We start from the raw sequence: 24,146 nt of genomic DNA, 5'->3' as shown, positions 1-24,146 counted from the left end.
AGGCGATAAATTGCAGTTTCAGGCATAAAAAAACCGGCCTAAGCCGGTTTTTAAAACGCTAGAATTATAACCCTAATTTTTTCTCAAGATAGTGGATGTTAGTGCCACCATTTTGGAAGTTTTCATCTGCAAGAATTCTCTTATGCAAAGGAGTATTAGTTTTAATTCCGTCAATTACTAGCTCGTTAAGTGCATTGCGCGCGCGAGCAATAGCTACGTCACGGTTTTCACCGTAAGTAATTAGCTTACCAATCATTGAATCGTAATGTGGTGGAACCGTGTAGTCAGCGTAAATATGGCTGTCCCAACGAATACCTAAACCACCCGCTGGATGGAAACGGGTAATTTTACCCGGTGACGGGATAAACGTTTCAGGATCTTCAGCATTAATACGGCACTCAATAGCATGACCACGAATAACAACGTCGTCTTGAGTGAATGATAACGGTTGACCCGCTGCAATTTTTAACTGCTCTTTCACTAAATCGATACCAGTAACCATTTCAGTAACAGGGTGTTCAACCTGAATACGTGTATTCATTTCGATGAAGTAAAATTCGCCGTTTTCGTATAAAAACTCAAACGTACCTGCACCACGGTATCCAATTTCGATACATGCACGTGTACAGCGCTCGCCAATGAATTTACGCGTTTCAGCAGTAATCCCTGGTGCTGGCGCTTCTTCAACTACTTTTTGGTGACGACGTTGCATAGAACAATCACGTTCACCTAAATGTACTGCATTACCTTGGCCGTCAGCTAATACTTGAACTTCGATATGGCGTGGGTTTTCAAGGAATTTTTCCATGTAAACCATGCTATTACCAAAGAATTGCTTAGCTTCTTGCTGTGTTAATGCAATTGAATCAATAAGTTCAGCTTCGCTGCGAACAACACGCATACCACGACCACCACCGCCACCAGCAGCTTTGATGATTACCGGGTAACCGATACGCTTAGCGATTTGCATGTTGCGTTCTTTATCATCTGATACTGGGCCGTCAGAGCCAGGAACACATGGAACGCCTGCTTTACGCATTGCTGCGATAGCAGACACTTTATCACCCATAAGACGAATAGTGTCGCCACGAGGGCCAATAAATACAAAACCACTTTGCTCAACTTGGTCGGCAAAATCAGCATTTTCTGCAAGGAAACCGTAACCAGGATGAATCGCTACAGCGTCAGTTATTTCAGCCGCAGCAATAATGCGCGGAATATCTAAATAACTTTCAGTTGCTGAAGGTCTACCAATACAGATGGTTTCATCTGCAAGCAATACATGCTTAAGATCGCGATCTGCCGTTGAATGCACAGCAACCGTTTTGATCCCAAGCTCTTTGCAGGCGCGCAATATACGAAGTGCAATTTCACCTCGGTTTGCAATGACTACTTTATCTAACATTAGAGTTGGCCTTTTAGGTTACGCTATTATTCAATGATGAATAGAGGTTGATCAAATTCTATTGGCTCGCCATTTTCAGCTAAGATAGCTCTTACTGTACCGGCTTTATCTGATTCAATTTGGTTCATCATTTTCATAGCTTCGATAATACAAAGTGTATCGCCAACTTTAACTTGCTGACCTACTTCTACATATGCTGGCGCTTCAGGGGACGCAGCTGAGTAAAAAGAACCAACCATTGGTGATTTAACTTGATGACCCATAGGCTCAGCTGGTGCTGCTGCTTCAACAGCTACAGGAGCCGCTGCAACTGGTGCTGCTGGCGCTGGTGCATATTGCTGTGGAGCAAATTGCGGGTAACCTGGGCCTGCGCTCATATTGTTACGGTTAATACGTACTGATTCTTCACCTTCAGTGATTTCTAGCTCAGCAATACCTGATTCTTCTACTAATTCGATAAGCTTCTTTATCTTGCGAATATCCATTACACGACCCGCCTGTTAGTTTGTGTGTTAATTTAAAATTAAATTGCGTTTTGCAACCGGTTAACTGCCGCATTTAATGCTGCGTGATAACCCATTGCACCTAATCCACATATCACGCCTTGTGCCACATCAGAAAAATACGAATGATGACGAAAGGCTTCACGTGCGTGCACGTTACTTAAGTGCACCTCAAAAAACGGAATATCAACACTTAACAGTGCATCACGTAATGCGACGCTAGTATGCGTAAATGCAGCTGGGTTGATAATTATGTAATCAACCGCTTGCCAAGCATCGTGAATTCGTTCGATGAGTACTTGCTCACTATTACTTTGAAAATGCGTTAACTTAACATCTAGACTATCAGCAGCACTGGTTAGTTCGTTCATAATCTCACTGAGCGTCTGAAAACCGTATTTGTCCGGTTCACGTTTGCCAAGCATGTTTAAATTTGGACCATTTATAACTAAAAGGTTAAATTTTGCAGCCATAATACGCGATATATCCTATAAGTAATGAGTTAAGCGGTTACTAACTAATTTTTCACTTTTAAGTAAGTAAAAAAAGCAATGTAGCAACAATTTCTCACGTTAACCAACTATTATAGTGATTTCGACGTAAATAGCAGCAAAATACTGGTCTTATCAGTGTGATGGGTACAGGTATCAGAAGAATAAAGAAGGTGCCACTTAATCAGTATAGGTGGCACTATTGCACTATTATTGTGCGCTGGCGCGCACCATAGCTAGGTGTTTAGCAAAATCATCAGCGTTTAAAAAGCCAGTCACTCGTTGCATACTAAGCTCTTGCCCTTGAGTATTAAAAAACAAAATACTAGGTAAACCAAACACGGTGTACTCTTCCATTAGCTCAATTGTTTTATTGTCACTGTTAGTTAAATCAACTTGAATTAGCTGATAATGGCTAAATTCACTTTGCACTTTGGCATCTGGAAACGTGTAATGCTCAAACTCTTTACACGCCACACACCAGTCAGCATATAAGTCGACCATAACCATTCGACCTTCATTACTCGCTTGCGCTACGGCTTCTTTTAGCTCAGCTAAATCCGCCACCTTTTTAAACTCATTACTTTGCGAGCTTACCTGCACCGCTTGTACCGGCCAAAAGTAGTTTTTTGTTAACGTAAAGCCTGTAATAACTAATAGCGTTGCAGCAAACCACAATGCAGTTTTTAACTTGCTTTGTGTTTGGCTACTTTGCCAATGATGTAAGTACAGTGCCGTTGCTAATGCAAGCACACCTGCCATTAATAATATTATGTCTGCGCTGATTAGTCGCTCAAGTAATATAAGCGGCACAACGAGCATCACAAAACCAAACAAGGTTTTAACTTGCTCCATCCAACCACCGGCTTTAGGCAGCAATTTACCGCCAGATGTACCAAGTAATAAAAGTGGTAACCCCATACCTAAACTAAGCACGTATAGTGTTAAACCACCTACTAAGTAATCACCACTTTGCGCAACAAATAAGAGCGCCGCCGACAGTGGCGCAGTAGTACACGGTGATGCTATTAATCCCGAAAGCACGCCCATTAAAAATACGCCAACGTAGTTGCCGCCTTTTTGATTATTACTTACCTGAGTTAACTTGCTCATCATACTGCTTGGCAATTTAATTTCGTACCAGCCAAACATAGACATAGCCAATAATACAAATAATAAACTAAAGCTGATTAACACAAATGGATGCTGTAAATACCCCTGCACTTGCCCACCAAGCGCTGCAACAACCAAACCTAGTGCTGCGTAAGTAACAGCCATACCTTGTATATATACAAACGATAGTGCAAAGGCTTTTTTAGTTGAAAGGTTTTGCTGACCCGCAATTAAGCTCGACAAAATAGGAAACATAGGGAATACGCATGGCGTAAAAGCAAGGCCAACACCAACAGCAAAAAATATGAGTAAATTAGTTATTAAGCCCTGACTTGCTAACTGCTCGGTAAAAGTAAGTTCTTTTTCGGCATCATCCGAATTTGTTGTAGGTTCAGTGGCAGGCTCATTGAGTGCTGCAAACGTACTTTGCGCAGTTGCTGCTTCATCTGTAGTGTTATTTTGCTCTACATTTTTAACCTGCGCGCCACTAATTACACTAAGTGGAATGCTAATAACTTCTGGCGGATAACAAAGCCCGGCTTTAGCACAGCCTTGGTAACGCACTTTAACTACGGCACCGTCGGTAACATTACTTAGCTTACTAATAACACTTGCGGAATTAAAAAAAACCTCTGTTTTACCAAAAAATTCATCTTCAATAATTTCGCCACTGCCGGAGTCGCCTACTTGAATGTTTGCACCTTTGGCGATAATTTCTATTTTCTTTTTATATAAATAATAGTCTGGCGCTATATCCCAACCTACAAACAAGGTGCTGCCTTGCTGATCAAAGTCAAACATAAACGCTTGGTCTACAGGTAAAAAAGTCTGTTGCGGAGGCCCAAGGAGATCACCAAGCACATTATTAGTTGTAGCCTTTACAGGCGCAGTTAATAGCGTTACCAATAATAAAAAGAAAAAACGCATTAATTCAGTACCTCATCCATCCAATTAAAATAGGCTAAGTTTCCAGTTGCAACATCAATAACTTGTATCTCTGGAACTTCATAACTATGCATTGCTTTTATTGTTACAAACACATCGTTCATTTTGTCTGATTTCGTTTTTATAAGTAGTTTAGTTTCAGTCGCTTCAGCCACTTCGCCTTCCCACATATAAATAGATCCCACATTGGGTAAAATATTTACACAAGCAGCAAGCTTTTGCTCAACTAATGCCCTTGCAAGTATACGTGCTTCGTCTTCGTCTTTGCAGATCGTGAAAATCAGTTTAAATTGCGTAGTCATTGTGAACCTTTACTTATTTAACAGTGTCTAGCTTCATAGTATCTGATAGCCGATACAATGTGTAGACGCTTAAATATCAGTAAAATGACTATACCTATGCCCTAACCTTGAAAAGAGACCTCGTCACCCTCATTTATATTTCATCAACTCTTTTGAGTGTCATTATTTAGAGAGCGTTATGTTTAGATTTTTATTTGTGTTGTTTATCATCATCCCTATTATCGAAATTGCCTTACTGATTCAAGTAAGCGATGTAATTGGTGGGTTTGCAACAATCGCACTTGTTGTTATTACCGCGATTTTAGGTGCAAAAATGGTTAAACAACAAGGTATGAGTGCCCTGCAAAACGTACAAACGCAAATGGCACAAGGGCAAATGCCAGCTAAAGAATTATTTACCGGAATATGCGTTGTAATTGCAGGTGTATTACTACTTACTCCTGGCATTATGACTGACGTATTTGGGCTACTATTATTAACCCCTGCCATTCGTAACAAATTGGCAGCAGGCCTTGCTAGCCAAGCAACTGTTAGAATGAGCGCAGGCATGCAACAAGGGCCATCACCATTTGCTCAACAACCACATTCACCGCGTGAACAGCAGCAAATGGACCAGCCGACCACTATTGATGGTGAATATGAGCGAAAAGATTAAAAATTTATCGTTTTTTCTCTTGGAATTTTTCACTCTACCCCCATTAATGAATGCAAATTAGAAAAGCTTTTTTCTGTACTGTTCAGAAACTGTTAGGAGAACTAAAAAACATGAACATTCGTCCTTTACAAGATCGCGTAATCGTTAAACGTCTAGAAGAAGAAACAAAATCTGCTGGCGGTATTGTATTAACTGGCTCTGCAGCTGAAAAATCAACTCGCGGAGAAGTTGTAGCCGTAGGTAATGGTCGCGTTTTAGATAACGGTGACGTGAGAGCGTTAGAAGTTAAAGCCGGTGACACTGTGTTATTTGGCTCATATGTTGAAAAAGTTGAAAAGATCGAAGGTCAAGAGTACCTGATCATGCGTGAAGATAATATTTTAGGCATTGTAGGCTAAACCTACTTTTCGTTTATAAACATTTAAGAATTTAGAGGAATTTAAAACATGGCAGCAAAAGAAGTACTTTTTGCAGGTGACGCACGCGCTAAAATGCTAACTGGCGTAAACATCCTGGCAAACGCAGTAAAAGTTACATTAGGTCCTAAAGGCCGTAACGTTGTACTAGACAAATCATTTGGCTCTCCAGTTATCACTAAAGATGGTGTATCTGTAGCAAAAGAAATCGAACTTGAAGACAAGTTTGAAAACATGGGCGCACAAATGGTTAAAGAAGTTGCATCTAAAGCAAATGATGCAGCCGGCGATGGTACAACTACCGCTACAGTACTTGCACAGTCTATTGTTAATGAAGGCCTTAAAGCTGTTGCAGCAGGCATGAATCCAATGGATCTTAAGCGCGGCATCGACAAAGCAGTTATTGCTGCTGTTGCAGAGCTTAAAGCGTTATCTGTTCCTTGTTCTGATACTAAAGCAATTGCACAAGTAGGTACTATTTCAGCTAACTCTGATCAAGAGATTGGTAATATCATTGCTCAAGCAATGGAAAAAGTAGGCCGCAACAGTGGTGTTATTACTGTAGAAGAAGGTCAATCACTTGAAAACGAACTAGATGTTGTTGAAGGCATGCAGTTTGACCGTGGTTACTTATCTCCTTACTTTATCAACAGCCCAGAAAAAGGCACTGTTGAACTAGATAACCCATTTATTCTACTTGTAGATAAAAAAATATCTAACATCCGTGAATTATTACCAACATTAGAAGCGGTTGCTAAAGCAAGTAAACCACTACTAATCATTGCAGAAGACCTTGAAGGCGAAGCACTAGCTACATTAGTAGTTAATAACATGCGCGGTATTGTTAAAGTATCAGCTGTTAAAGCACCTGGCTTTGGCGATCGTCGTAAAGCAATGCTACAAGATATCGCTGTATTAACTGGCGGTACTGTTATTTCTGAAGAAATCGGCTTAGAGCTTGAAAAAGCAACAGTTGAAGACCTAGGTACAGCTAAACGCGTAATTATCACTAAAGATGATACAACTATCATTGACGGTGCTGGTGAAGAAGCAGGTATTACTGGTCGTGTTTCTCAAATTAAAGCACAAATTGAAGAAGCTACATCTGACTACGATAAAGAAAAACTTCAAGAGCGCATGGCTAAACTAGCTGGCGGTGTTGCAGTAATCAAAGTAGGTGCTGCTACTGAAATCGAAATGAAAGAGAAAAAAGACCGCGTTGAAGATGCATTAAATGCAACTCGTGCAGCGGTTGAAGAAGGCGTAGTACCTGGCGGCGGTGTTGCACTTGTACGTGCTGCGAGCAAGCTAGTTGATTTAGTTGGCGACAACGAAGATCAAAACCACGGTATTAAAGTTGCACTTCGTGCGATGGAAGCGCCACTTCGTCAAATCGTAACAAACGCAGGCGACGAAGCATCAGTTGTAATTAACGCAGTTAAAGGCGGCGACGGTAACTACGGTTACAACGCAGCAACTGGCGAATACAACGACATGATTGAAATGGGTATCCTAGATCCAACTAAAGTAACACGCTCTGCGCTACAGTTTGCAGGGTCTATTGCGGGTCTAATGATCACTACTGAAGCAATGGTAGCTGAAATCCCTAAAGACGAATCTGCTGGTGCACCTGATATGGGTGGCATGGGCGGAATGGGTGGTATGGGCGGCATGATGTGATAAACATCACCGTTTAAGCACCTAGCTTATATAAAAAACCAGCTTCGGCTGGTTTTTTGCTTTTAAAGGAGGTGAAAAACATTATCGCTTAACCTCGAGTCACCACGTCGCGTGGAATGCCATCATAAAATATTAATGAAACGGATGGAATATCCATCATATAGTGGGAAGAGTTAAAGGGAATAGATGAAATTAGTCATTTAGAGTTGTTGTACCCTAATTGCAATCGACAATTACAAGTGAATAAATAAGCTTAAAAATCATTCATCACTGCTCTTGAAATACTGTATGTATGTCCATATATATTTACTAGGCAATAAAGCCTTATTAATGGGAAATACTTATGTCAGATAACTCTCTCGAACAGGTTCTAATTGAAGAAGGCACAACAGTAATTTTTAATACTAATGTGCCTGTTGGATCTGAGATCATCTTAAAAACTAAGGGGGGTACTATTGTTAAATTTAGAACTTCGCTTAATAACCCTGCGGAAATCTTCTCAGGGAATGACATTGAGAGTTGTACTCTGAACATAGGAGAATCAGTACAAGAGCTTACTTCAGTAAAGTAGTCGTTGGCCTGTACTTAGGTGCTGAGTTATAAAGGTTTGAGGCGCATGCGCGGGAACTCGCTCGTACGCTTCTTAGAGGTCAGCTGTGCAGTAATTTACTGCTGCTACCCAACATAAACATCACCGTTTAAGCACCTCGCTTATATAAAAAACCAGCTTCGGCTGGTTTTTTGCTTTTTAGTATAAAAATCATTGATATTGTTTAATTTATACCCATACCTAAGTTACGTATAACTAAGATTTATATTAAATGGATTTATTAAATAATAACGAAATATTCATCTTCTTTGTTTTTGTTGCTCTTGTGACTGGGTTATTCTCATTCGTAGTTTGGGCTATGCTCAAAATGGTCACGTGGGGTAAAAGTATGTCTAAGGGGGCTTATTTATTTTTAGCATTCTTTCCGCTTATTTCTATTATTCCTATCCCACCGCCTACATACGAAAATGTACAAAAAGCAAAACAAGAACAAAGAAAACGCAAAGAAGACTCAGGTGATCCACCCGATGATGAAGACGAACTCGTAAGTTAATTCATATTACATACTGCGGGCATATACCCTACTTGATCGTTTACTAAATATGATAAAAAGCACATTTATTTAATAGTACGGAGTAAACCAAACATGACTAACGCTCAACAGCATATCGGCACCATTGCATTAGTTGTTAAGGACTACGACGATGCCATTGAGTTTTATACTCAAAAGCTTAACTTTGAGTTAGTGGAGGATACTGATTTAGGAGATGGTAAACGCTGGGTGTTAATTTCACCTCCAAATTCAAACGGGGCTTGTTCAAATGGGACTAATTCGAGCAGGACTAATCTACTGCTTGCTAAAGCCACAACACCCGAACAGATGAGTGCTATTGGTAATCAAACGGGTGGGCGCGTGTTTTTATTTTTACATACTAATGATTTCTGGCGAGATTATAATTTAATGCTTTCTAAAGGCGTTACATTTAGCGAAGAGCCTAGAGTAGAACCCTATGGCACCGTAGTGGTTTTTGATGACTTATATGGTACAAAATGGGATTTACTGCAGCTTAATAATCAGTGAGATAAAGTGACGCTTTAACTCACGTCACTTTATTAACTAACTCTCTTACAATTGGGAATAAATCACTGGGTAGCATGCCCTTTTGCCCATCTCGCTCACTTGCGATATCACCAGCTTTAGCATGCAGTGTTACACCATAGCGTGCTGCTTCATCAATAGTTAAACCTTGAGCAAGTAATGCCCCAATAATACCAGTAAGTACATCGCCACTGCCGCCAACGGCTAATGCCGGATTGCCATCTTCACACACCCACGTGTGCTGGGCATTAGCTATTAATGTTCCAGCGCCTTTTAATACACAAGTCGCGTTATAGCGCTTGGCGCAAAGGCGGGCATAATTAAAGCGGTCTGATTCTATGTCGCTGGTACTAACACTTAGCAGTCGCGATGCTTCGCCTGGATGTGGCGTAAGTACGCATTGCTCTAACATATACGATGAGGCTTGCTTAGCGAGTAAATTAAGGGCGTCTGCATCTATAACCAATGGCATTTTATTGTTTTGGCAATATTGCATTACTTCATCGAATGTTTGTTGTGCCCACTCGTCTTGCCCAAGCCCTGGGCCAATAACAACGCAGCTTGCCCACTCTAGCGCTTGATGTAAGTTATTACTACTTACCATAAGTTCTGGTCTACCAATACTAATAGGCGTTATTGAGCTTTCGTGTGTATACACTCTTACCATGCCAGCACCCGTTCTAAGAGCTGCTTCACTACTTAACCTAATTGCACCTGCAGTACCTTGATTGCCACCAACACATAAAAGTTTACCGTGGCTTCCTTTGTGACTATTGATTGCCCGCGTGGCTATTCCTTTAAAGCTATTAATATTTATCAAAGTTCCTGAAGATTGAGCGATACAAGTAAACGCATCACCAATTGCTAAATCATCAAATACTAGCTTACCGCTATATTGTTTACCTGCCGTCGTTGTGAGCCCTTGCTTTATACCTACAAAAGTAACGGTTGAAGTAGCTTGTACTGCGCACCCTAAAGGCTGCCCTGTATTAGCCTCAATACCTGATGGAATATCAATGCTTATTACGGGCTTACCACTGTTATTTACAGCGTTAATTATATTCGCAAAATTATCGCGCACGGCGTTATTAAGCCCAGTCCCAAGGAGCGCATCAATAACGATATCGCACTCATTAAGAGCATCTTTTGTAAAATGAGAAACCACCCCACCCGCTTCTATCCATAACTGCTGCGCCTTTGCAGCATCACCGGTTAATACTTTATTAGGCTCAGCTGCGCATACTGTTACCAGTTGACCTGATTGCTTGATCAGCCTAGCAGTAATATAGCCGTCTCCAGCGTTGTTACCATGGCCAACAATGACTAATGCATGCTTTGCATCAAATAACTGCCATTGCTTATATACAGCCTCTCCTGCGCGCTCCATTAGGGTAAATAAATCACAATGGCTATTTTTAGCTGCAAGCGCTTCGTTATCTCTCACCTGCTCGGCGCTAAATAGAGTTTGGTTCAACATAAATATTCCCCTTAACTGGCTCTAATTTTACTTTATCAAGACTCAAACCTATCGGCTAGATTAGTAATTAATTTTTTGTATTTTATGTAGCTGTGTTAGGAGGTAAATATTTAAATAAAAAGCCACTCTGGAACAAAAGTAGGAATACCGCTTTTATATGACACTTTATTTTAGACATTAAAAAGCCCGAAACTAGGCTCGGGCTTTTTGGTAATAATTAGCTAGGCTAATAATTACGCTTTGAACGTTGCTACAAAGCACCTACGCCTAAGGCAAGAGCGCCACCTTCATATGACACTTTTCTTCAGACATTAAAAAAGGCCACCTAAGTGACCTTTTTATAACAATTAACTTAAAAGTTAATTATTACGCTTTGAACGTTGCTACAAAGCACCTACGCCTAAGGCAAGAGCGCCACCTTCATATGACACTTTTCTTCAGGCATTAAAAAAGGCCACCTAAGTGACCTTTTTATAACAATTAACTTAAAAGTTAATTATTACGCTACGATAGTTGCTACAACACCAGCACCTACAGTACGGCCACCTTCACGGATAGCAAAACGAAGACCTTCATCCATCGCGATTGGTGCGATTAGAGTTACTGTCATCTTGATGTTATCACCAGGCATTACCATTTCTACGCCTTCTGGTAACTGTACGTCACCAGTTACGTCAGTTGTACGGAAGTAGAACTGTGGACGGTAACCTTTGAAGAATGGAGTATGACGACCACCTTCATCTTTAGAAAGTACGTATACTTCTGAAGTGAATGTAGTATGTGGGTTGATTGAACCAGGCTTAGCTAGTACTTGACCACGTTCAACGTCTTCACGCTTAGTACCACGTAGAAGTGCACCAATGTTCTCACCAGCACGACCTTCGTCAAGAAGCTTACGGAACATTTCAACACCAGTACAAGTAGACTTAGTAGTCTCTTTGATACCAACGATTTCAACTTCGTCATTTACGTTGATGATACCAGCTTCAACACGACCAGTTACAACAGTACCACGACCCTGGATTGAGAATACGTCTTCGATAGGCATGATGAAAGGCTTATCGATGTCACGCTCTGGCTCTGGGATGTAAGAATCAAGTGCGTTTGCAAGCTCAACAATCTTATCTTCCCACTCTTTCTCGCCTTCTAACGCTTTAAGCGCAGAACCAGCGATTAGAGGTAAGTCATCACCTGGGAAATCGTATTCAGAAAGAAGTTCACGGACTTCCATTTCTACTAGTTCAAGTAGCTCTTCGTCATCTACCATGTCACATTTGTTCATGAACACGATGATGTAAGGAACGCCAACTTGACGAGAAAGAAGGATGTGCTCACGTGTTTGTGGCATAGGGCCATCTGTCGCAGCAACTACTAAGATCGCGCCATCCATTTGAGCAGCACCAGTGATCATGTTTTTAACATAATCGGCGTGACCAGGACAATCTACGTGTGCGTAGTGACGTGTAGGAGTATCGTATTCAACGTGAGACGTTGAAATAGTGATACCACGTTCGCGCTCTTCAGGAGCGTTGTCGATTGATGCGAAATCTTTAGCAACACCGCCGTATACTTTTGCAAGTACGTTAGTGATTGCTGCAGTTAGTGTAGTTTTACCGTGGTCAACGTGGCCGATTGTACCAACGTTTACGTGCGGTTTTACGCGTTCAAACTTTTCTTTTGCCATCTTAAAAAATTCCTAATAAAGAAATTAAAGCCTGACTCACTATTGAGCCAGACAAGCTAAAATTATATAACAGCGCGAGCTGAAATTATTGTATCTGCAACATTTTTAGAGGCTTCAGCGTACTTCACAAACTCCATAGAGTATGAGGCACGGCCCTGAGTTGCAGATCGTAAAGCAGTCGCATAACCAAACATTTCAGAAAGAGGAACTTGCGCATTAATTTGCTTAAGCCCACCTAATGCATCTTCCATGCCTTCGATTATGCCGCGACGACGGTTTAAGTCGCCAACTACATCACCCATATTTGAATCAGGAGTGAGTACTTCAACCTTCATTACTGGTTCTAAAAGTACAGGGTTAGCTTTAAGCGCCCCATCTCTCATTGCCAGTGAACCTGCTATTTTAAATGCCATTTCATTCGAATCTACATCATGGAATGAACCATCATATAAAGTCGCTTTAACGCCAAGTAATGGGTAGCCTGCCAGTACACCTTGAGACATTTGCTCTTGGATACCTTTGTCTACCGCAGGGACGAACTCTTTAGGAACAGAGCCACCTACGGTTTCGTTAACGAACTCGTAAATTGGTGACTCATCATCCGTGATATCCATCGGTTCAAGTTTAATCCAAACGTGTCCATATTGGCCACGACCACCTGACTGACGTATAAACTTCCCTTCAACTTCAACAGTTGAACGAATAGCTTCTCGGTATGAGACCTGCGGCTTACCAACGTTACATTCAACACTGAATTCACGTTTCATACGGTCGACGATGATATCTAGGTGAAGTTCACCCATGCCAGAGATTATAACCTGGCCTGATTCTTCGTCAGTTTGTACGCGAAAAGAAGGGTCTTCAGCAGCTAGTTTTCCTAGCGCGATACCCATCTTATCTTGGTCAGCTATAGTGCGAGGCTCAACCGCAATAGAGATTACTGGTTCAGGGAATTCCATACGCTCAAGCGTAATAATAGAATTCGGATCACACAGTGTTTCACCTGTTGTTACGTCTTTAAGACCAATAGCTGCCGCGATGTCGCCTGCGAAAACTTCTTTGATCTCTTCACGAGAGTTTGAATGCATCTGTACGATACGGCCAAGTCGCTCACGCTTACTTTTTACTGGATTATATACCGTGTCACCCTGTTTAACAGTACCAGAGTAAACACGGAAAAAGGTCAAAGTCCCAACAAACGGGTCTGTTGCAATCTTAAAAGCGAGTGCAGCAAACGGCGCTTTATCATTAGCCGGACGCTCTTCCTCAGTACCATTTTCTAAGATACCTTGGATTTGTTTCACTTGTTCTGGTGACGGCATATATTCAACAACGCCATCAAGCACAGCTTGAACGCCTTTGTTTTTAAATGCGCTACCACAAGTAACTGGAACAATCTCATTAGCTAATGTTCGTTGACGTAAAGCATTTTTAATTTCTGCTTCACTTAACTCTTCACCTTCTAAGTATTTATCCATTAGTTCTTCTGAGGCTTCAGCAGCGCTTTCAACTAAATGAGAGCGCCATTCTTCAGCCAATTCCAGAAGTTCTGCCGGTATTGCCTCATAAGAGAAAGTCATACCCTGGTCCGCTTCGTTCCAGTTAATCACTTTCATTTTTATAAGGTCAATAACACCTTTAAAGTCGTCCTCAGCGCCTACAGGCAACTGAATTGGAACAGGCGTTGCTCCAAGACGAGATTTCACCTGGCTAACCACAGCTAAGAAGTCAGCGCCCGTGCGATCCATTTTATTTACGAAGATCATTCTCGGAACTTCGTATTTGTTCGCTTGACGCCAAACTGTCTCAGTTTGCGGCTGTACACCAGATGAAGCACAAAGAACAACTACCGCACCATCTAGTACGCGTAAAGAACGCTCTACTTCGATAGTGAAATCTACGTGTCCTGGAGTATCAATAATATTGATACGATGGGCGTCAAATTGAGCATCCATCCCTTTCCAAAAACACGTTGTTGCAGCAGAAGTGATTGTGATACCACGCTCTTGTTCCTGCTCCATCCAATCCATAGTTGCAGCGCCATCATGTACTTCACCGATCTTATGAGAAAGACCCGTGTAGAACAGAACACGTTCTGTTGTGGTGGTTTTGCCTGCATCTACGTGAGCAACAATACCTATATTACGATAGCGCTCAAGTGGAGTTGTACGTGCCATATGATCCTCTTAAAGGTTAAAGACAGATTACCAACGGTAATGAGCGAATGCTTTATTCGCTTCAGCCATACGGTGAACGTCTTCACGTTTCTTAACCGCAGTGCCTTTATTATCAGAAGCGTCAACGATTTCTTGAGCTAAACGTAAGCCCATAGATTTTTCGCCACGCTTACGTGCAGCGTCTACTAACCAACGCATACCTAATGCGTTACGACGAACTGGACGTACTTCAACTGGTACTTGATAAGTTGAACCACCAACACGGCGAGATTTAACCTCTACCTGTGGGCGGATATTATCAAGTGCAGTTTCAAAGATTTCTAGGTGCGACTTGCCTGATTTCTCAGCAGCCACGTCTAGCGCACCATAAACAATTTTTTCAGCAGTAGATTTCTTGCCGTCTAACATCACGATGTTAACGAATTTAGCAAGAAGTTCCGATCCGAACTTAGGATCTGGAAGAATTTTACGTTGACCGATTACGCGTCTTCTAGGCATTTTGTATCTCCGGTTTATTCAGGTTTGCTCTTTCGAGTCAATCACCCAAAACAATAATTATAAATATTTAGTGCTTGGCCTTACTAACGGAATACAATTACCCTTTAGGGCGTTTTGCACCGTATTTAGAACGAGCTTGACGACGATCGCTAACGCCTGCACAGTCAAGTGCACCACGAACAGTGTGAAAACGCACACCTGGTAAATCTTTAACACGACCACCACGGATTAGGATTACACTATGCTCTTGAAGGTTATGACCTTCACCGCCAATGTATGAAGTTACTTCGAAACCGTTAGTTAAACGTACACGTGCTACTTTACGTAACGCCGAGTTTGGTTTCTTAGGTGTAGTTGTATATACGCGAGTACATACACCGCGCTTTTGCGGACACGCTTTTAGTGCAGCTGAGTTACTTTTCGTAACCTTGCTACGGCGTGGCTTACGCACTAGCTGGTTAATAGTTGCCATTTAAATAGCTCCTGAAATTAAAATTACTACTGAAAAAAATAAAAAATCCGCCCTTTATTTACGAGCCTGCATTAAGCACACAAGTAAATGGGTGGCGGAATTTTAATGAGCAAAGTTTAACCTGTCAACCTAAACTAATCGCAAGACAGCATATAACTGCCTTACGATTACTTAATCTATTGATTAAGAACAGTTTATTGATTTCCAGACAAATCAGCATTTAGAGCGTCTGTAAGTGCTTGAGTTGCCTCTTCTGCACTTACTGTTTGCTCTTCTACGACTACTTTGCTTTGTTTACGGCGAGCCATACGTTCTTGATGATACGCAAAACCGGTACCGGCTGGGATCAAACGACCCACAATTACGTTTTCTTTAAGACCGCGAAGCTCATCGCTCTTACCATTCACTGCCGCATCTGTAAGAACACGTGTTGTCTCTTGGAAAGACGCTGCAGAGATGAAAGATTCTGTTGCTAGTGATGCTTTTGTGATACCCATTAATTGGATTTCAAACTTAGCTGGGATCTTACCTTGTTTTTCAAGGTCACGGTTTGCGATATTAACGCGCGCCACTTCGATTTGTTCACCAGCTAAGAAGTCAGTATCACCACCGTGTATAATGGTACATTTACGTAACATTTGACGGATAATTGTTTCAATGTGCTTGTCATTGATCTTAACGCCTTGCAAACGGTAAACCTCTTGCACTTCGTTAACGATGTAGTTAGCAACATGAGTCACACCACGTAAGCGTAAGATGTCATGTGGTGATTCAGGACCATCGGCGATAACTTCACCTTTAGACACTTGCTCACCTTCAAACACGTTAAGTTGACGCCACTTGTGAATCATTTCTTCGTAATGATCACCTTCTGGTGGAGTAATAACTAAACGCTTCTTACCTTTAGTCTCTTTACCGAAGCTAATTGTACCAGTTACTTCAGCTAATATAGCTGGATCTTTTGGCTTACGAGCTTCAAATAAGTCGGCTACGCGTGGTAGACCACCCGTGATATCACGAGTTTTCGAACCTTCTTGCGGAATACGTGCTAACACGTCACCTGGGTTTGCTGTAACGCCGTCAATTACTTCAATCGTTGTGAATGAAGGAAGACGTGTTTCTTGCAAGCCGCGCTCTTCACTTTCGATGATAAGCTTTGGTTCTTTCGTATTTACTTTAGCAAGGTCTTTAACAACTACACGGGTTAAACCAGTTAGTTCATCAGTCTGTGCTTCAGTATTTGAGTCATCAATATCGCTGAACGATACTTTTGATTTATGCTCAAGAACGATTGGGTGACTATGCGGGTCCCAAGTAGCAACGATGTCGTTACCTTGAACTTCTGCATTATCTTTAACTGTTAATACCGCACCGTAAGGTACTTTATAACGCTCTTTCTCACGGCCATGACTATCGATGATAGTAATTTCCGTTGAACGCGAAGTAATAACAATCTTATCGTCTGTATTTAATACATATTTAGAGTTATGCAGTTTTAACGTACCGTTAGTTTTAACTTGTACATTATTTTCTGCAGACGCTCTAGATGCTGCACCACCGATGTGGAAGGTACGCATCGTAAGCTGTGTACCTGGCTCACCGATTGACTGTGCTGCGATAACACCTACTGATTCACCAGCGTTGATGATATGACCACGTGCTAGGTCACGACCGTAACAGTTAGCACAAACACCAAAGTCATTATCACAAGTGATAACAGAACGTACGCGAACTTCATCTACTGAATGCTCTTCTAAAAGATCACACAGTTTTTCGTCAAGCATGACATTACGCTCAACAAGTACTGTATTAGTACCTGGAATCACAATATCTTCAGCAACAACACGACCTAAAACACGTTCGCGAAGTGCTTCTACAACATCACCACCTTCAATAAGCGGTTTCATTGTTAAGCCATCTTCTGTGCCACAGTCATCTTCATTGATTACCAAATCTTGTGCAACGTCTACTAGACGACGCGTTAGGTAACCCGAGTTTGCTGTTTTAAGTGCTGTATCGGCAAGACCTTTACGCGCACCATGCGTTGAGATGAAGTACTGAAGTACGTTTAGACCTTCACGGAAGTTAGCTGTGATTGGAGTCTCGATGATTGAACCATCTGGACGTGCCATTAGACCACGCATACCCGCCAACTGACGAATCTGTGCAGCACTACCACGAGCACCTGAGTCGGCCATCATAAACACTGAGTTAAATGACGGTTGCTCTACTTCTTCACCCTTTGCATTGATAACCGTGTCTTTCGACAAGTTAGACATCATTTCACGTGATAAGTTTTCGTTTACACGTGACCAGATATCGATAACTTTGTTGTACTTTTCACCAGCCGTTACAAGACCTGATTGGAATTGTTGGTTGATTTCAGTAACTTCAGCTTCAGCTGATTCAATTATCTGTGCTTTAACCGGTGGGATAACTAAGTCATCAATACCGATAGAAACACCTGACTTCATTGCATAATGGAAACCGGTGTACATAACTTGGTCAGCAAACACAACAGTGTCTTTAAGGCCTAGACGACGGTAACACTCATTCAATAAGCTAGAAATCTGCTTTTTACCAAGCGGCTGATTGATTGACGCAAACGGCATACCAGTTGGTAAAATTAGAGACAAAATTGCACGACCGACAGTTGTATCGATAACAGTAATAGTATCTTCTACTACACCATCTTCGTTTTTAACTGATTGACTAATACGTACTTTCACGATTGCGTGAAGGTCTGCATTGCCACTGCGGTATGCTTTTTCTGCTTCTTTTGGATCTTTAAATATCGCGCCTTCGCCTTTAGCGTTAATGCGGTCACGAGTCATGTAATAAAGACCCAATACAACATCCTGTGAAGGAACGATGATTGGCTCACCATTCGCAGGAGATAGAATGTTGTTTGTTGACATCATCAATGCACGAGCTTCAAGCTGCGCTTCGATTGTTAACGGTACGTGTACCGCCATTTGGTCACCATCGAAATCGGCGTTGTACGCCGCACATACTAATGGATGCAAATGAATCGCTTTACCTTCGATAAGCACAGGCTCAAACGCTTGGATACCCAAACGGTGAAGTGTTGGTGCACGGTTAAGTAATACCGGATGTTCACGAATTACTTCGTCAAGTACATCCCATACTTCCGGAACTTCACGTTCTACCATTTTCTTAGCTGCTTTGATCGTCGTAGCCATGCCGCGACGCTCTAGTTTGCCATAGATGAATGGTTTGAATAGCTCAAGTGCCATCTTCTTAGGAAGACCACATTGGTGAAGCTTAAGTGTAGGACCTACTGTAATTACAGAACGGCCTGAATAATCTACACGCTTACCAAGTAAGTTCTGACGGAAACGACCTTGCTTACCCTTGATCATATCAGCAAGAGATTTAAGAGGACGTTTGTTAGAACCTGTAATTGCACGACCACGACGACCGTTATCAAGTAGCGCATCTACCGCTTCTTGTAACATACGTTTTTCGTTGCGTACAATAATGTCTGGTGCTGCTAAATCTAGTAGACGTTTAAGACGGTTATTACGGTTAATAACACGACGGTAAAGGTCATTTAGATCAGATGTCGCAAAACGACCACCGTCTAATGGTACTAATGGACGTAGATCAGGTGGCAATACTGGAAGTACTGTCATGATCATCCACTCAGGGTTATTACCTGATTGGTGGAACGATTCCATTAACTTAAGACGTTTAGTGATTTTTTTACGCTTAGTTTCAGAGTTAATTGTTGGTAACTCTTCACGCATCTCAGCAATTAATTGAGCAAGATCAAGTTCACGAAGCAAGTCTAAAACTGCTTCAGCACCCATCTTCGCTTCAAACTCATCACCGTGCTCTTCTAGTGCATCTAGGTATTCTTCTTCACCTAATAGTTGACCACGCTCAAGCGTTGTCATACCAGGCTCAGTCACTACGAATGATTCGAAGTAAAGAACACGTTCAATATCACGAAGCGTCATATCTAGCATTAAGCCAATACGTGACGGTAATGATTTTAAAAACCATATATGTGCAACTGGGCTCGCAAGGTCAATATGACCCATACGATCGCGTCGCACTTTAGTTAGTGTAACTTCAACGCCACACTTCTCACAGATCACACCACGGTGTTTAAGGCGTTTATATTTACCACATAAACACTCATAATCTTTCACTGGGCCGAAAATACGGGCACAGAATAAGCCATCGCGCTCAGGCTTGAAAGTACGGTAGTTAATAGTCTCAGGTTTCTTTACTTCACCGTATGACCATGAACGAACCATGTCTGGTGAAGCAAGACCAATGCGAATTGCATCGAATTCTTCGGTCTTATTTTGTTGCTTCAGAAACTTAAGTAAGTCTTTCACCTTAGCTCTCCTGTCGGAGTTAATCTTGAGGACGGGTAATCTCGTCCCTACATTCTATTCAGCCGTAACAGATGCTGCAGCGTTAACTGCAGCACCTAATTGGCTTAATTTTCTTCCAACTCGATGTTGATACCCAGTGAGCGGATTTCTTTCAACAATACGTTGAACGATTCTGGCATACCTGGTTCCATTTTATGGTTACCATCAACGATGTTTTTATACATCTTAGTACGACCGTTCACGTCATCCGATTTCACTGTTAGCATTTCTTGTAGAGTGTAAGCAGCACCGTAAGCTTCAAGTGCCCATACTTCCATCTCACCAAAACGCTGGCCACCGAACTGTGCTTTACCACCCAGCGGCTGCTGAGTAACAAGGCTGTAAGAACCAGTAGAACGTGCGTGCATCTTATCATCAACCAAGTGGTTAAGTTTAAGCATGTACATGTAACCTACAGTTACTTGACGTTCAAACTGATCGCCAGTACGGCCATCATAAAGTGTAACCTGACCACTTCGAGGATATCCACCAAGCTCAAGCATGTCTTTGATTTCGCTTTCTTTCGCGCCATCAAATGCAGGAGTCGCAATTGGTAAACCACCTTTTAAGTTTTCAGCTAGACGACGAATTTCGTCATCAGTGAAGCTAGCAATATCTACTACTTGGCGAGATTCACCAATTTCGTAGGCTTGCTTGATGAATTCACGTAGCTCATGAAGCTCACGTTGCTCTTTCATCATTTCTTCAATACGTTCACCGATACCACGTGCAGCTAGACCCATATGTGTTTCAAGGATCTGACCGATGTTCATACGTGATGGTACACCTAGTGGATTCAATACGATATCTACCGTACGACCTTTATCATCGTAAGGCATATCTTCTACTGGTACGATAGTCGAGATAACACCTTTGTTACCATGACGACCCGCCATTTTATCACCAGGTTGAATACGACGTTTAACAGCAAGGTATACTTTAACAATCTTAAGTACGCCTGGTGCTAAGTCATCACCTTGGGTAATTTTACGACGTTTATTTTCAAACTTTTTATCGTATTCAGCTTTAAGCTCATCGTACTGTGCAGCTAGTTGCTCAAGTTCAGCCTGCTTGTCTTCTTGTGCAAGGCTTTGAGTAAGTAGTTTTTCAGCATTCAGTGACGTTAGTTTGTCTTCTTCGAAGCCTGCATCAACAAGTAACTTGCGAGCACGTCCTAAAACGCCAGCTTCTAAAATACGGAACTCTTCGTTGAAGTCTTTCTTCGCTTCGCGAAGCTGCATATCTTCAACTTCTAACGCACGTTTGTCTTTTTCAACACCATCACGGGTGAAGACTTGTACGTCAATTACAGTACCAGTTACAGAATTTGGTACACGTAAAGAGCTGTCTTTAACGTCAGACGCTTTTTCGCCGAAGATAGCTCGTAGAAGCTTCTCTTCAGGTGTCAGCTGTGTCTCGCCTTTAGGAGTCACTTTACCTACTAGAATATCGCCGCCTTTAACTTCAGCACCAATATAAACAACACCTGATTCATCAAGCTTGCCTAGTGCAGATTCACCCACATTCGGGATATCTGCAGTGATCTCTTCAGGACCTAATTTAGTATCACGGGCAACACACTGTAGTTCTTGAATATGGATAGTCGTTAGACGATCTTCTTCAACTACGCGCTCTGATAGTAAGATTGAATCTTCGAAGTTATAACCGTTCCATGGCATGAATGCCACGCGAAGGTTTTGACCAAGGGCTAAGTCACCTAAGTCAGTCGAAGGACCATCTGCTAACACGTCACCACGAGTAACCGGTTCGCCAACCATACAAGTTGGTTTTTGGTTAATACATGTATTTTGGTTAGAACGTGTGTATTTGGTTAAGTTGTAGATGTCGATGCCCGCTTCGCCAGGAACGCGTTCTTCTTCATGTACGTTTACAACGATGCGACTTGCGTCAGCATACATTACTTCACCACCACGTTTTGCAACGATAGTAACACCAGAATCTTTCGCTAGTGTTAACTCAATACCTGTACCTACTAACGGCTTATCCGCTTTCAATGTTGGTACTGCTTGACGTTGCATGTTTGAACCCATCAATGCACGGTTAGCATCATCGTGTTCTAGGAACGGGATAAGTGCTGCCGCTACAGAGATCACCTGTTGTGGTGATACATCCATATATTGCTGATCCATACGACCCATAAAGGTAGATTCACCTTTGTGACGACATGGAATAAGTTCATCTACAAACTCATTGGTTTCAGTTAAGTTTGAATTCGCCTGTGCGATAACAAACTGACCTTCTTCAATGGCTGATAGGTAATCAACTTCATCAGTTACAACACCGTCTACCACTTTACGGTAAGGTGTTTCTAAGAAACCGTAGTCATTTGTACGTGCGTACGTAGACAATGAGTTAATTAGACCGATGTTTGGACCCTCAGGAGTCTCGATTGGACATACGCGACCATAGTGAGTTACGTGAACGTCACGTACTTCAAAGCCTGCACGTTCACGAGTTAGACCGCCCGGACCTAATGCAGAAATACGACGTTTGTGCGTAACTTCTGATAGTGGGTTATTTTGGTCCATAAACTGTGATAACTGAGACGAGCCGAAGAACTCTTTAACAGCAGCCGAAATAGGCTTAGCGTTAATAAGATCTTGTGGCATTATTGCGTCAAGGTCACCTAAGCTTAAACGCTCACGTACAGCACGCTCTACACGTACTAGACCAACACGGAATTGGTTCTCAGCCATTTCGCCAACACTACGTATACGACGGTTGCCTAAGTGATCGATATCATCAACATCGCCTTGACCGTTACGAATAGCAATTAATACTTTCATAACAGACACGATGTCTTCTTTGCTTAATGTGCCTGGGCCTGTGTCTGTATCGTAACCAACACGGCTATTGAACTTCATACGACCTACAGTAGATAAGTCATAACGTTCTTCAGAGAAGAATAAGTTCTGGAATAAGGCTTCAGCCGCGTCTTTCGTCGGTGGCTCGCCTGGGCGCATCATGCGATAAATTTCTACTAGTGCTTCTAAACGGCTGCTTGAAGAGTCAATATTCAATGTATTTGACATGTAAGCACCGCTGTCCACTTCATTGATATATAACGTATCAATTTTAGTGTAACCAGCTTTAACCAATTCAGCCATTAGCTCAAGAGTTAGTTCATCATTCGCGCTTGCTATAACTTCACCCGTTGACTCGTCAACGTAGTTTTTAGCTATAATACGGCCAATAATGTACTCATGAGGTACTTCTAGGCGGTTAATGCCTTTCTTCTCGATGCTCTTGATGTGGCGAGCCGTAACACGACGACCGCTTTCAACAAATACTTCACCGTCTTCGCTCTTGATATCAAAAGCGGCAGTTTCACCACGTAAACGCGAAGGCACAAGTTCCATAAGAACTTTACCGTCAGCTACTTCAAACGTCGTGTTGTCGAAGAAGATTTCTAGGATTTCTTCACTAGAGTACTCAAGTGCACGTAGGATGATAGACGCCGGTAATTTACGACGACGGTCAATACGTACATATAAGTTATCTTTTGCATCAAATTCGAAGTCTAACCATGAACCACGGTAAGGAATAACGCGTGCGTTATATAATACTTTACCTGATGAATGAGTTTTACCGCGGTCGTTATCAAAGAATACACCAGGGCTACGGTGTAGCTGAGAAACGATAACACGCTCTGTACCATTGATTACAAAGGTACCGGTATCGGTCATGAGCGGAATTTCGCCCATGTAAACTTCTTGCTCTTTAATGTCTTTAACTGTGCCTGGAGCTTCTTTGTCCATAACAACAAGACGCAGTTTCACGCGAAGTGGAGCAGAATAAGTCACACCGCGAATTTGACATTCTTTTACATCGAAAACTGGCTCACCAATACGATAACTTACGTATTGAAGCTCAGAATTTCCCGAGTAGCTTTTAATAGGGAACACAGAACGGAAGGCAGCTTCCAAACCATGATCGCCATCAGCGTCCGGCACTAAGAATTTTTTAAACGATTCTAACTGTGTAGACAGTAAAAAAGGTATATCCAAAACTTGTGGACGTTTACCAAAATCCTTACGGATACGTTTCTTTTCAGAATAAGAGTAAGCCATGGGGTTCCTCAGCTTGCTGATCTTTGACCCGACCTGTTCTTGTAAGAACAGACTTAACTGGCAGCTATGCCAAGATTTTTACAACATTTAACTGTTGTTCTAATTAGATCCCACTTTAACACTAGCAAACTATAAAGCGTTGAAAGTAAAGAAAAAATCAGATTTTATTTGAACTAAAA

18 protein-coding genes are annotated in these 24,146 nt (G+C 41.9%); 6 read left to right on the top strand and 12 right to left on the bottom strand.

The window, feature by feature from the left end; translation table 11 throughout:
• Nucleotides 1–64: 64 nt before the first annotated feature.
• The 5 genes from accC to cutA form a co-directional block, all read right to left on the bottom strand.
• Nucleotides 65–1,405: an acetyl-CoA carboxylase biotin carboxylase subunit gene (gene accC / locus D172_RS01705; RefSeq protein WP_007375934.1), complete on the bottom strand. Its 1,341-nt coding sequence runs from the start codon at nucleotides 1,403–1,405 to the stop codon at nucleotides 65–67.
• Between the two features lie 26 nt (nucleotides 1,406–1,431).
• On the bottom strand, nucleotides 1,432–1,890 hold the full coding sequence (gene accB / locus D172_RS01700; RefSeq protein ID WP_007375933.1) for an acetyl-CoA carboxylase biotin carboxyl carrier protein: 459 nt from the start codon (nucleotides 1,888–1,890) through the stop codon (nucleotides 1,432–1,434).
• A 38-nt stretch (nucleotides 1,891–1,928) separates the two neighbouring features.
• Entirely contained in the window at nucleotides 1,929–2,381 is a 453-nt protein-coding gene (aroQ, locus tag D172_RS01695; protein ID WP_007375932.1) for a type II 3-dehydroquinate dehydratase, read from the bottom strand.
• 228 nt (nucleotides 2,382–2,609) lie between these two features.
• The gene (locus tag D172_RS01690; RefSeq protein WP_007375931.1) at nucleotides 2,610–4,439 is read right to left on the bottom strand and encodes a protein-disulfide reductase DsbD; all 1,830 of its coding nucleotides are present in this window, start codon (nucleotides 4,437–4,439) and stop codon (nucleotides 2,610–2,612) included.
• Complete coding sequence (gene cutA, locus D172_RS01685) at nucleotides 4,439–4,759, bottom strand: divalent-cation tolerance protein CutA (protein WP_007375930.1); 321 nt, start codon at nucleotides 4,757–4,759, stop codon at nucleotides 4,439–4,441. The genes D172_RS01690 and cutA overlap by 1 nt, the downstream gene beginning before the upstream one ends.
• A gap of 178 nt (nucleotides 4,760–4,937) precedes the next feature.
• Here cutA and D172_RS01680 point away from each other — a divergent pair, with 178 nt between their 5' ends.
• From D172_RS01680 to D172_RS01655, 6 genes are all read left to right on the top strand, one after another.
• Nucleotides 4,938–5,414 (top strand): FxsA family protein, encoded by a 477-nt coding sequence (locus D172_RS01680; protein WP_007375929.1) that lies wholly within the window; start codon nucleotides 4,938–4,940, stop codon nucleotides 5,412–5,414.
• Nucleotides 5,415–5,524: 110 nt separating this feature from the next.
• Nucleotides 5,525–5,812, top strand: a complete 288-nt coding sequence (locus D172_RS01675) for a co-chaperone GroES (protein WP_002958836.1) — start codon at nucleotides 5,525–5,527, stop codon at nucleotides 5,810–5,812.
• A gap of 48 nt (nucleotides 5,813–5,860) precedes the next feature.
• Nucleotides 5,861–7,510, top strand: a complete 1,650-nt coding sequence (gene groL, locus D172_RS01670) for a chaperonin GroEL (RefSeq protein WP_002958835.1) — start codon at nucleotides 5,861–5,863, stop codon at nucleotides 7,508–7,510.
• A 343-nt stretch (nucleotides 7,511–7,853) separates the two neighbouring features.
• Complete coding sequence (locus D172_RS01665) at nucleotides 7,854–8,081, top strand: hypothetical protein (RefSeq protein ID WP_033023224.1); 228 nt, start codon at nucleotides 7,854–7,856, stop codon at nucleotides 8,079–8,081.
• 250 nt (nucleotides 8,082–8,331) lie between these two features.
• Nucleotides 8,332–8,613, top strand: a complete 282-nt coding sequence (locus D172_RS01660; RefSeq protein WP_024596674.1) for a hypothetical protein — start codon at nucleotides 8,332–8,334, stop codon at nucleotides 8,611–8,613.
• Nucleotides 8,614–8,706: 93 nt separating this feature from the next.
• Complete coding sequence (locus tag D172_RS01655) at nucleotides 8,707–9,141, top strand: VOC family protein (RefSeq protein WP_007375927.1); 435 nt, start codon at nucleotides 8,707–8,709, stop codon at nucleotides 9,139–9,141.
• A gap of 19 nt (nucleotides 9,142–9,160) precedes the next feature.
• Here the strand turns inward: D172_RS01655 and D172_RS01650 are convergent, their stop codons facing one another.
• The 7 genes from D172_RS01650 to rpoB form a co-directional block, all read right to left on the bottom strand.
• On the bottom strand, nucleotides 9,161–10,636 hold the full coding sequence (locus tag D172_RS01650) for a bifunctional ADP-dependent NAD(P)H-hydrate dehydratase/NAD(P)H-hydrate epimerase (RefSeq protein WP_007375926.1): 1,476 nt from the start codon (nucleotides 10,634–10,636) through the stop codon (nucleotides 9,161–9,163).
• Between the two features lie 499 nt (nucleotides 10,637–11,135).
• On the bottom strand, nucleotides 11,136–12,320 hold the full coding sequence (gene tuf / locus D172_RS01645) for an elongation factor Tu (RefSeq protein ID WP_058230523.1): 1,185 nt from the start codon (nucleotides 12,318–12,320) through the stop codon (nucleotides 11,136–11,138).
• A gap of 62 nt (nucleotides 12,321–12,382) precedes the next feature.
• Entirely contained in the window at nucleotides 12,383–14,497 is a 2,115-nt protein-coding gene (gene fusA / locus D172_RS01640; protein WP_007378455.1) for an elongation factor G, read from the bottom strand.
• Between the two features lie 27 nt (nucleotides 14,498–14,524).
• Nucleotides 14,525–14,995, bottom strand: coding sequence for a 30S ribosomal protein S7 (gene rpsG, locus D172_RS01635; RefSeq protein ID WP_010555004.1), 471 nt, complete (start codon nucleotides 14,993–14,995; stop codon nucleotides 14,525–14,527).
• Between the two features lie 97 nt (nucleotides 14,996–15,092).
• Nucleotides 15,093–15,467 (bottom strand): 30S ribosomal protein S12, encoded by a 375-nt coding sequence (gene rpsL, locus D172_RS01630; protein ID WP_002958885.1) that lies wholly within the window; start codon nucleotides 15,465–15,467, stop codon nucleotides 15,093–15,095.
• Between the two features lie 194 nt (nucleotides 15,468–15,661).
• Nucleotides 15,662–19,837, bottom strand: a complete 4,176-nt coding sequence (rpoC, locus tag D172_RS01625) for a DNA-directed RNA polymerase subunit beta' (protein WP_007378454.1) — start codon at nucleotides 19,835–19,837, stop codon at nucleotides 15,662–15,664.
• A 104-nt stretch (nucleotides 19,838–19,941) separates the two neighbouring features.
• Nucleotides 19,942–23,967 (bottom strand): DNA-directed RNA polymerase subunit beta, encoded by a 4,026-nt coding sequence (gene rpoB, locus D172_RS01620; RefSeq protein ID WP_007378453.1) that lies wholly within the window; start codon nucleotides 23,965–23,967, stop codon nucleotides 19,942–19,944.
• Between the last annotated feature and the right edge of the window lie 179 nt (nucleotides 23,968–24,146).

Origin of the sequence: Pseudoalteromonas sp. Bsw20308, assembly GCF_000310105.2 — a bacterium.
In the GTDB taxonomy this organism is placed as follows: domain Bacteria; phylum Pseudomonadota; class Gammaproteobacteria; order Enterobacterales; family Alteromonadaceae; genus Pseudoalteromonas; species Pseudoalteromonas fuliginea.
This window is presented reverse-complemented; position numbering and strand designations above follow the sequence as displayed.

Bases quoted from the DNA above. Each gene is read 5' to 3' on its own strand.
- rpsL (WP_002958885.1), bottom strand. From the start codon at position 15,467: ATGGCAACTATTAACCAGCTAGTGCGTAAGCCACGCCGTAGCAAGGTT.
- D172_RS01655 (WP_007375927.1), top strand. From the start codon at position 8,707: ATGACTAACGCTCAACAGCATATCGGCACCATTGCATTAGTTGTTAAG.
- groL (WP_002958835.1), top strand. From the start codon at position 5,861: ATGGCAGCAAAAGAAGTACTTTTTGCAGGTGACGCACGCGCTAAAATG.
- rpoB (WP_007378453.1), bottom strand. From the start codon at position 23,967: ATGGCTTACTCTTATTCTGAAAAGAAACGTATCCGTAAGGATTTTGGT.
- rpsG (WP_010555004.1), bottom strand. From the start codon at position 14,995: ATGCCTAGAAGACGCGTAATCGGTCAACGTAAAATTCTTCCAGATCCT.
- D172_RS01665 (WP_033023224.1), top strand. From the start codon at position 7,854: ATGTCAGATAACTCTCTCGAACAGGTTCTAATTGAAGAAGGCACAACA.
- D172_RS01675 (WP_002958836.1), top strand. From the start codon at position 5,525: ATGAACATTCGTCCTTTACAAGATCGCGTAATCGTTAAACGTCTAGAA.
- D172_RS01650 (WP_007375926.1), bottom strand. From the start codon at position 10,636: ATGTTGAACCAAACTCTATTTAGCGCCGAGCAGGTGAGAGATAACGAA.
- D172_RS01680 (WP_007375929.1), top strand. From the start codon at position 4,938: ATGTTTAGATTTTTATTTGTGTTGTTTATCATCATCCCTATTATCGAA.
- cutA (WP_007375930.1), bottom strand. From the start codon at position 4,759: ATGACTACGCAATTTAAACTGATTTTCACGATCTGCAAAGACGAAGAC.
- accB (WP_007375933.1), bottom strand. From the start codon at position 1,890: ATGGATATTCGCAAGATAAAGAAGCTTATCGAATTAGTAGAAGAATCA.
- fusA (WP_007378455.1), bottom strand. From the start codon at position 14,497: ATGGCACGTACAACTCCACTTGAGCGCTATCGTAATATAGGTATTGTT.
- tuf (WP_058230523.1), bottom strand. From the start codon at position 12,320: ATGGCAAAAGAAAAGTTTGAACGCGTAAAACCGCACGTAAACGTTGGT.
- aroQ (WP_007375932.1), bottom strand. From the start codon at position 2,381: ATGGCTGCAAAATTTAACCTTTTAGTTATAAATGGTCCAAATTTAAAC.
- D172_RS01690 (WP_007375931.1), bottom strand. From the start codon at position 4,439: ATGCGTTTTTTCTTTTTATTATTGGTAACGCTATTAACTGCGCCTGTA.
- D172_RS01660 (WP_024596674.1), top strand. From the start codon at position 8,332: ATGGATTTATTAAATAATAACGAAATATTCATCTTCTTTGTTTTTGTT.
- accC (WP_007375934.1), bottom strand. From the start codon at position 1,405: ATGTTAGATAAAGTAGTCATTGCAAACCGAGGTGAAATTGCACTTCGT.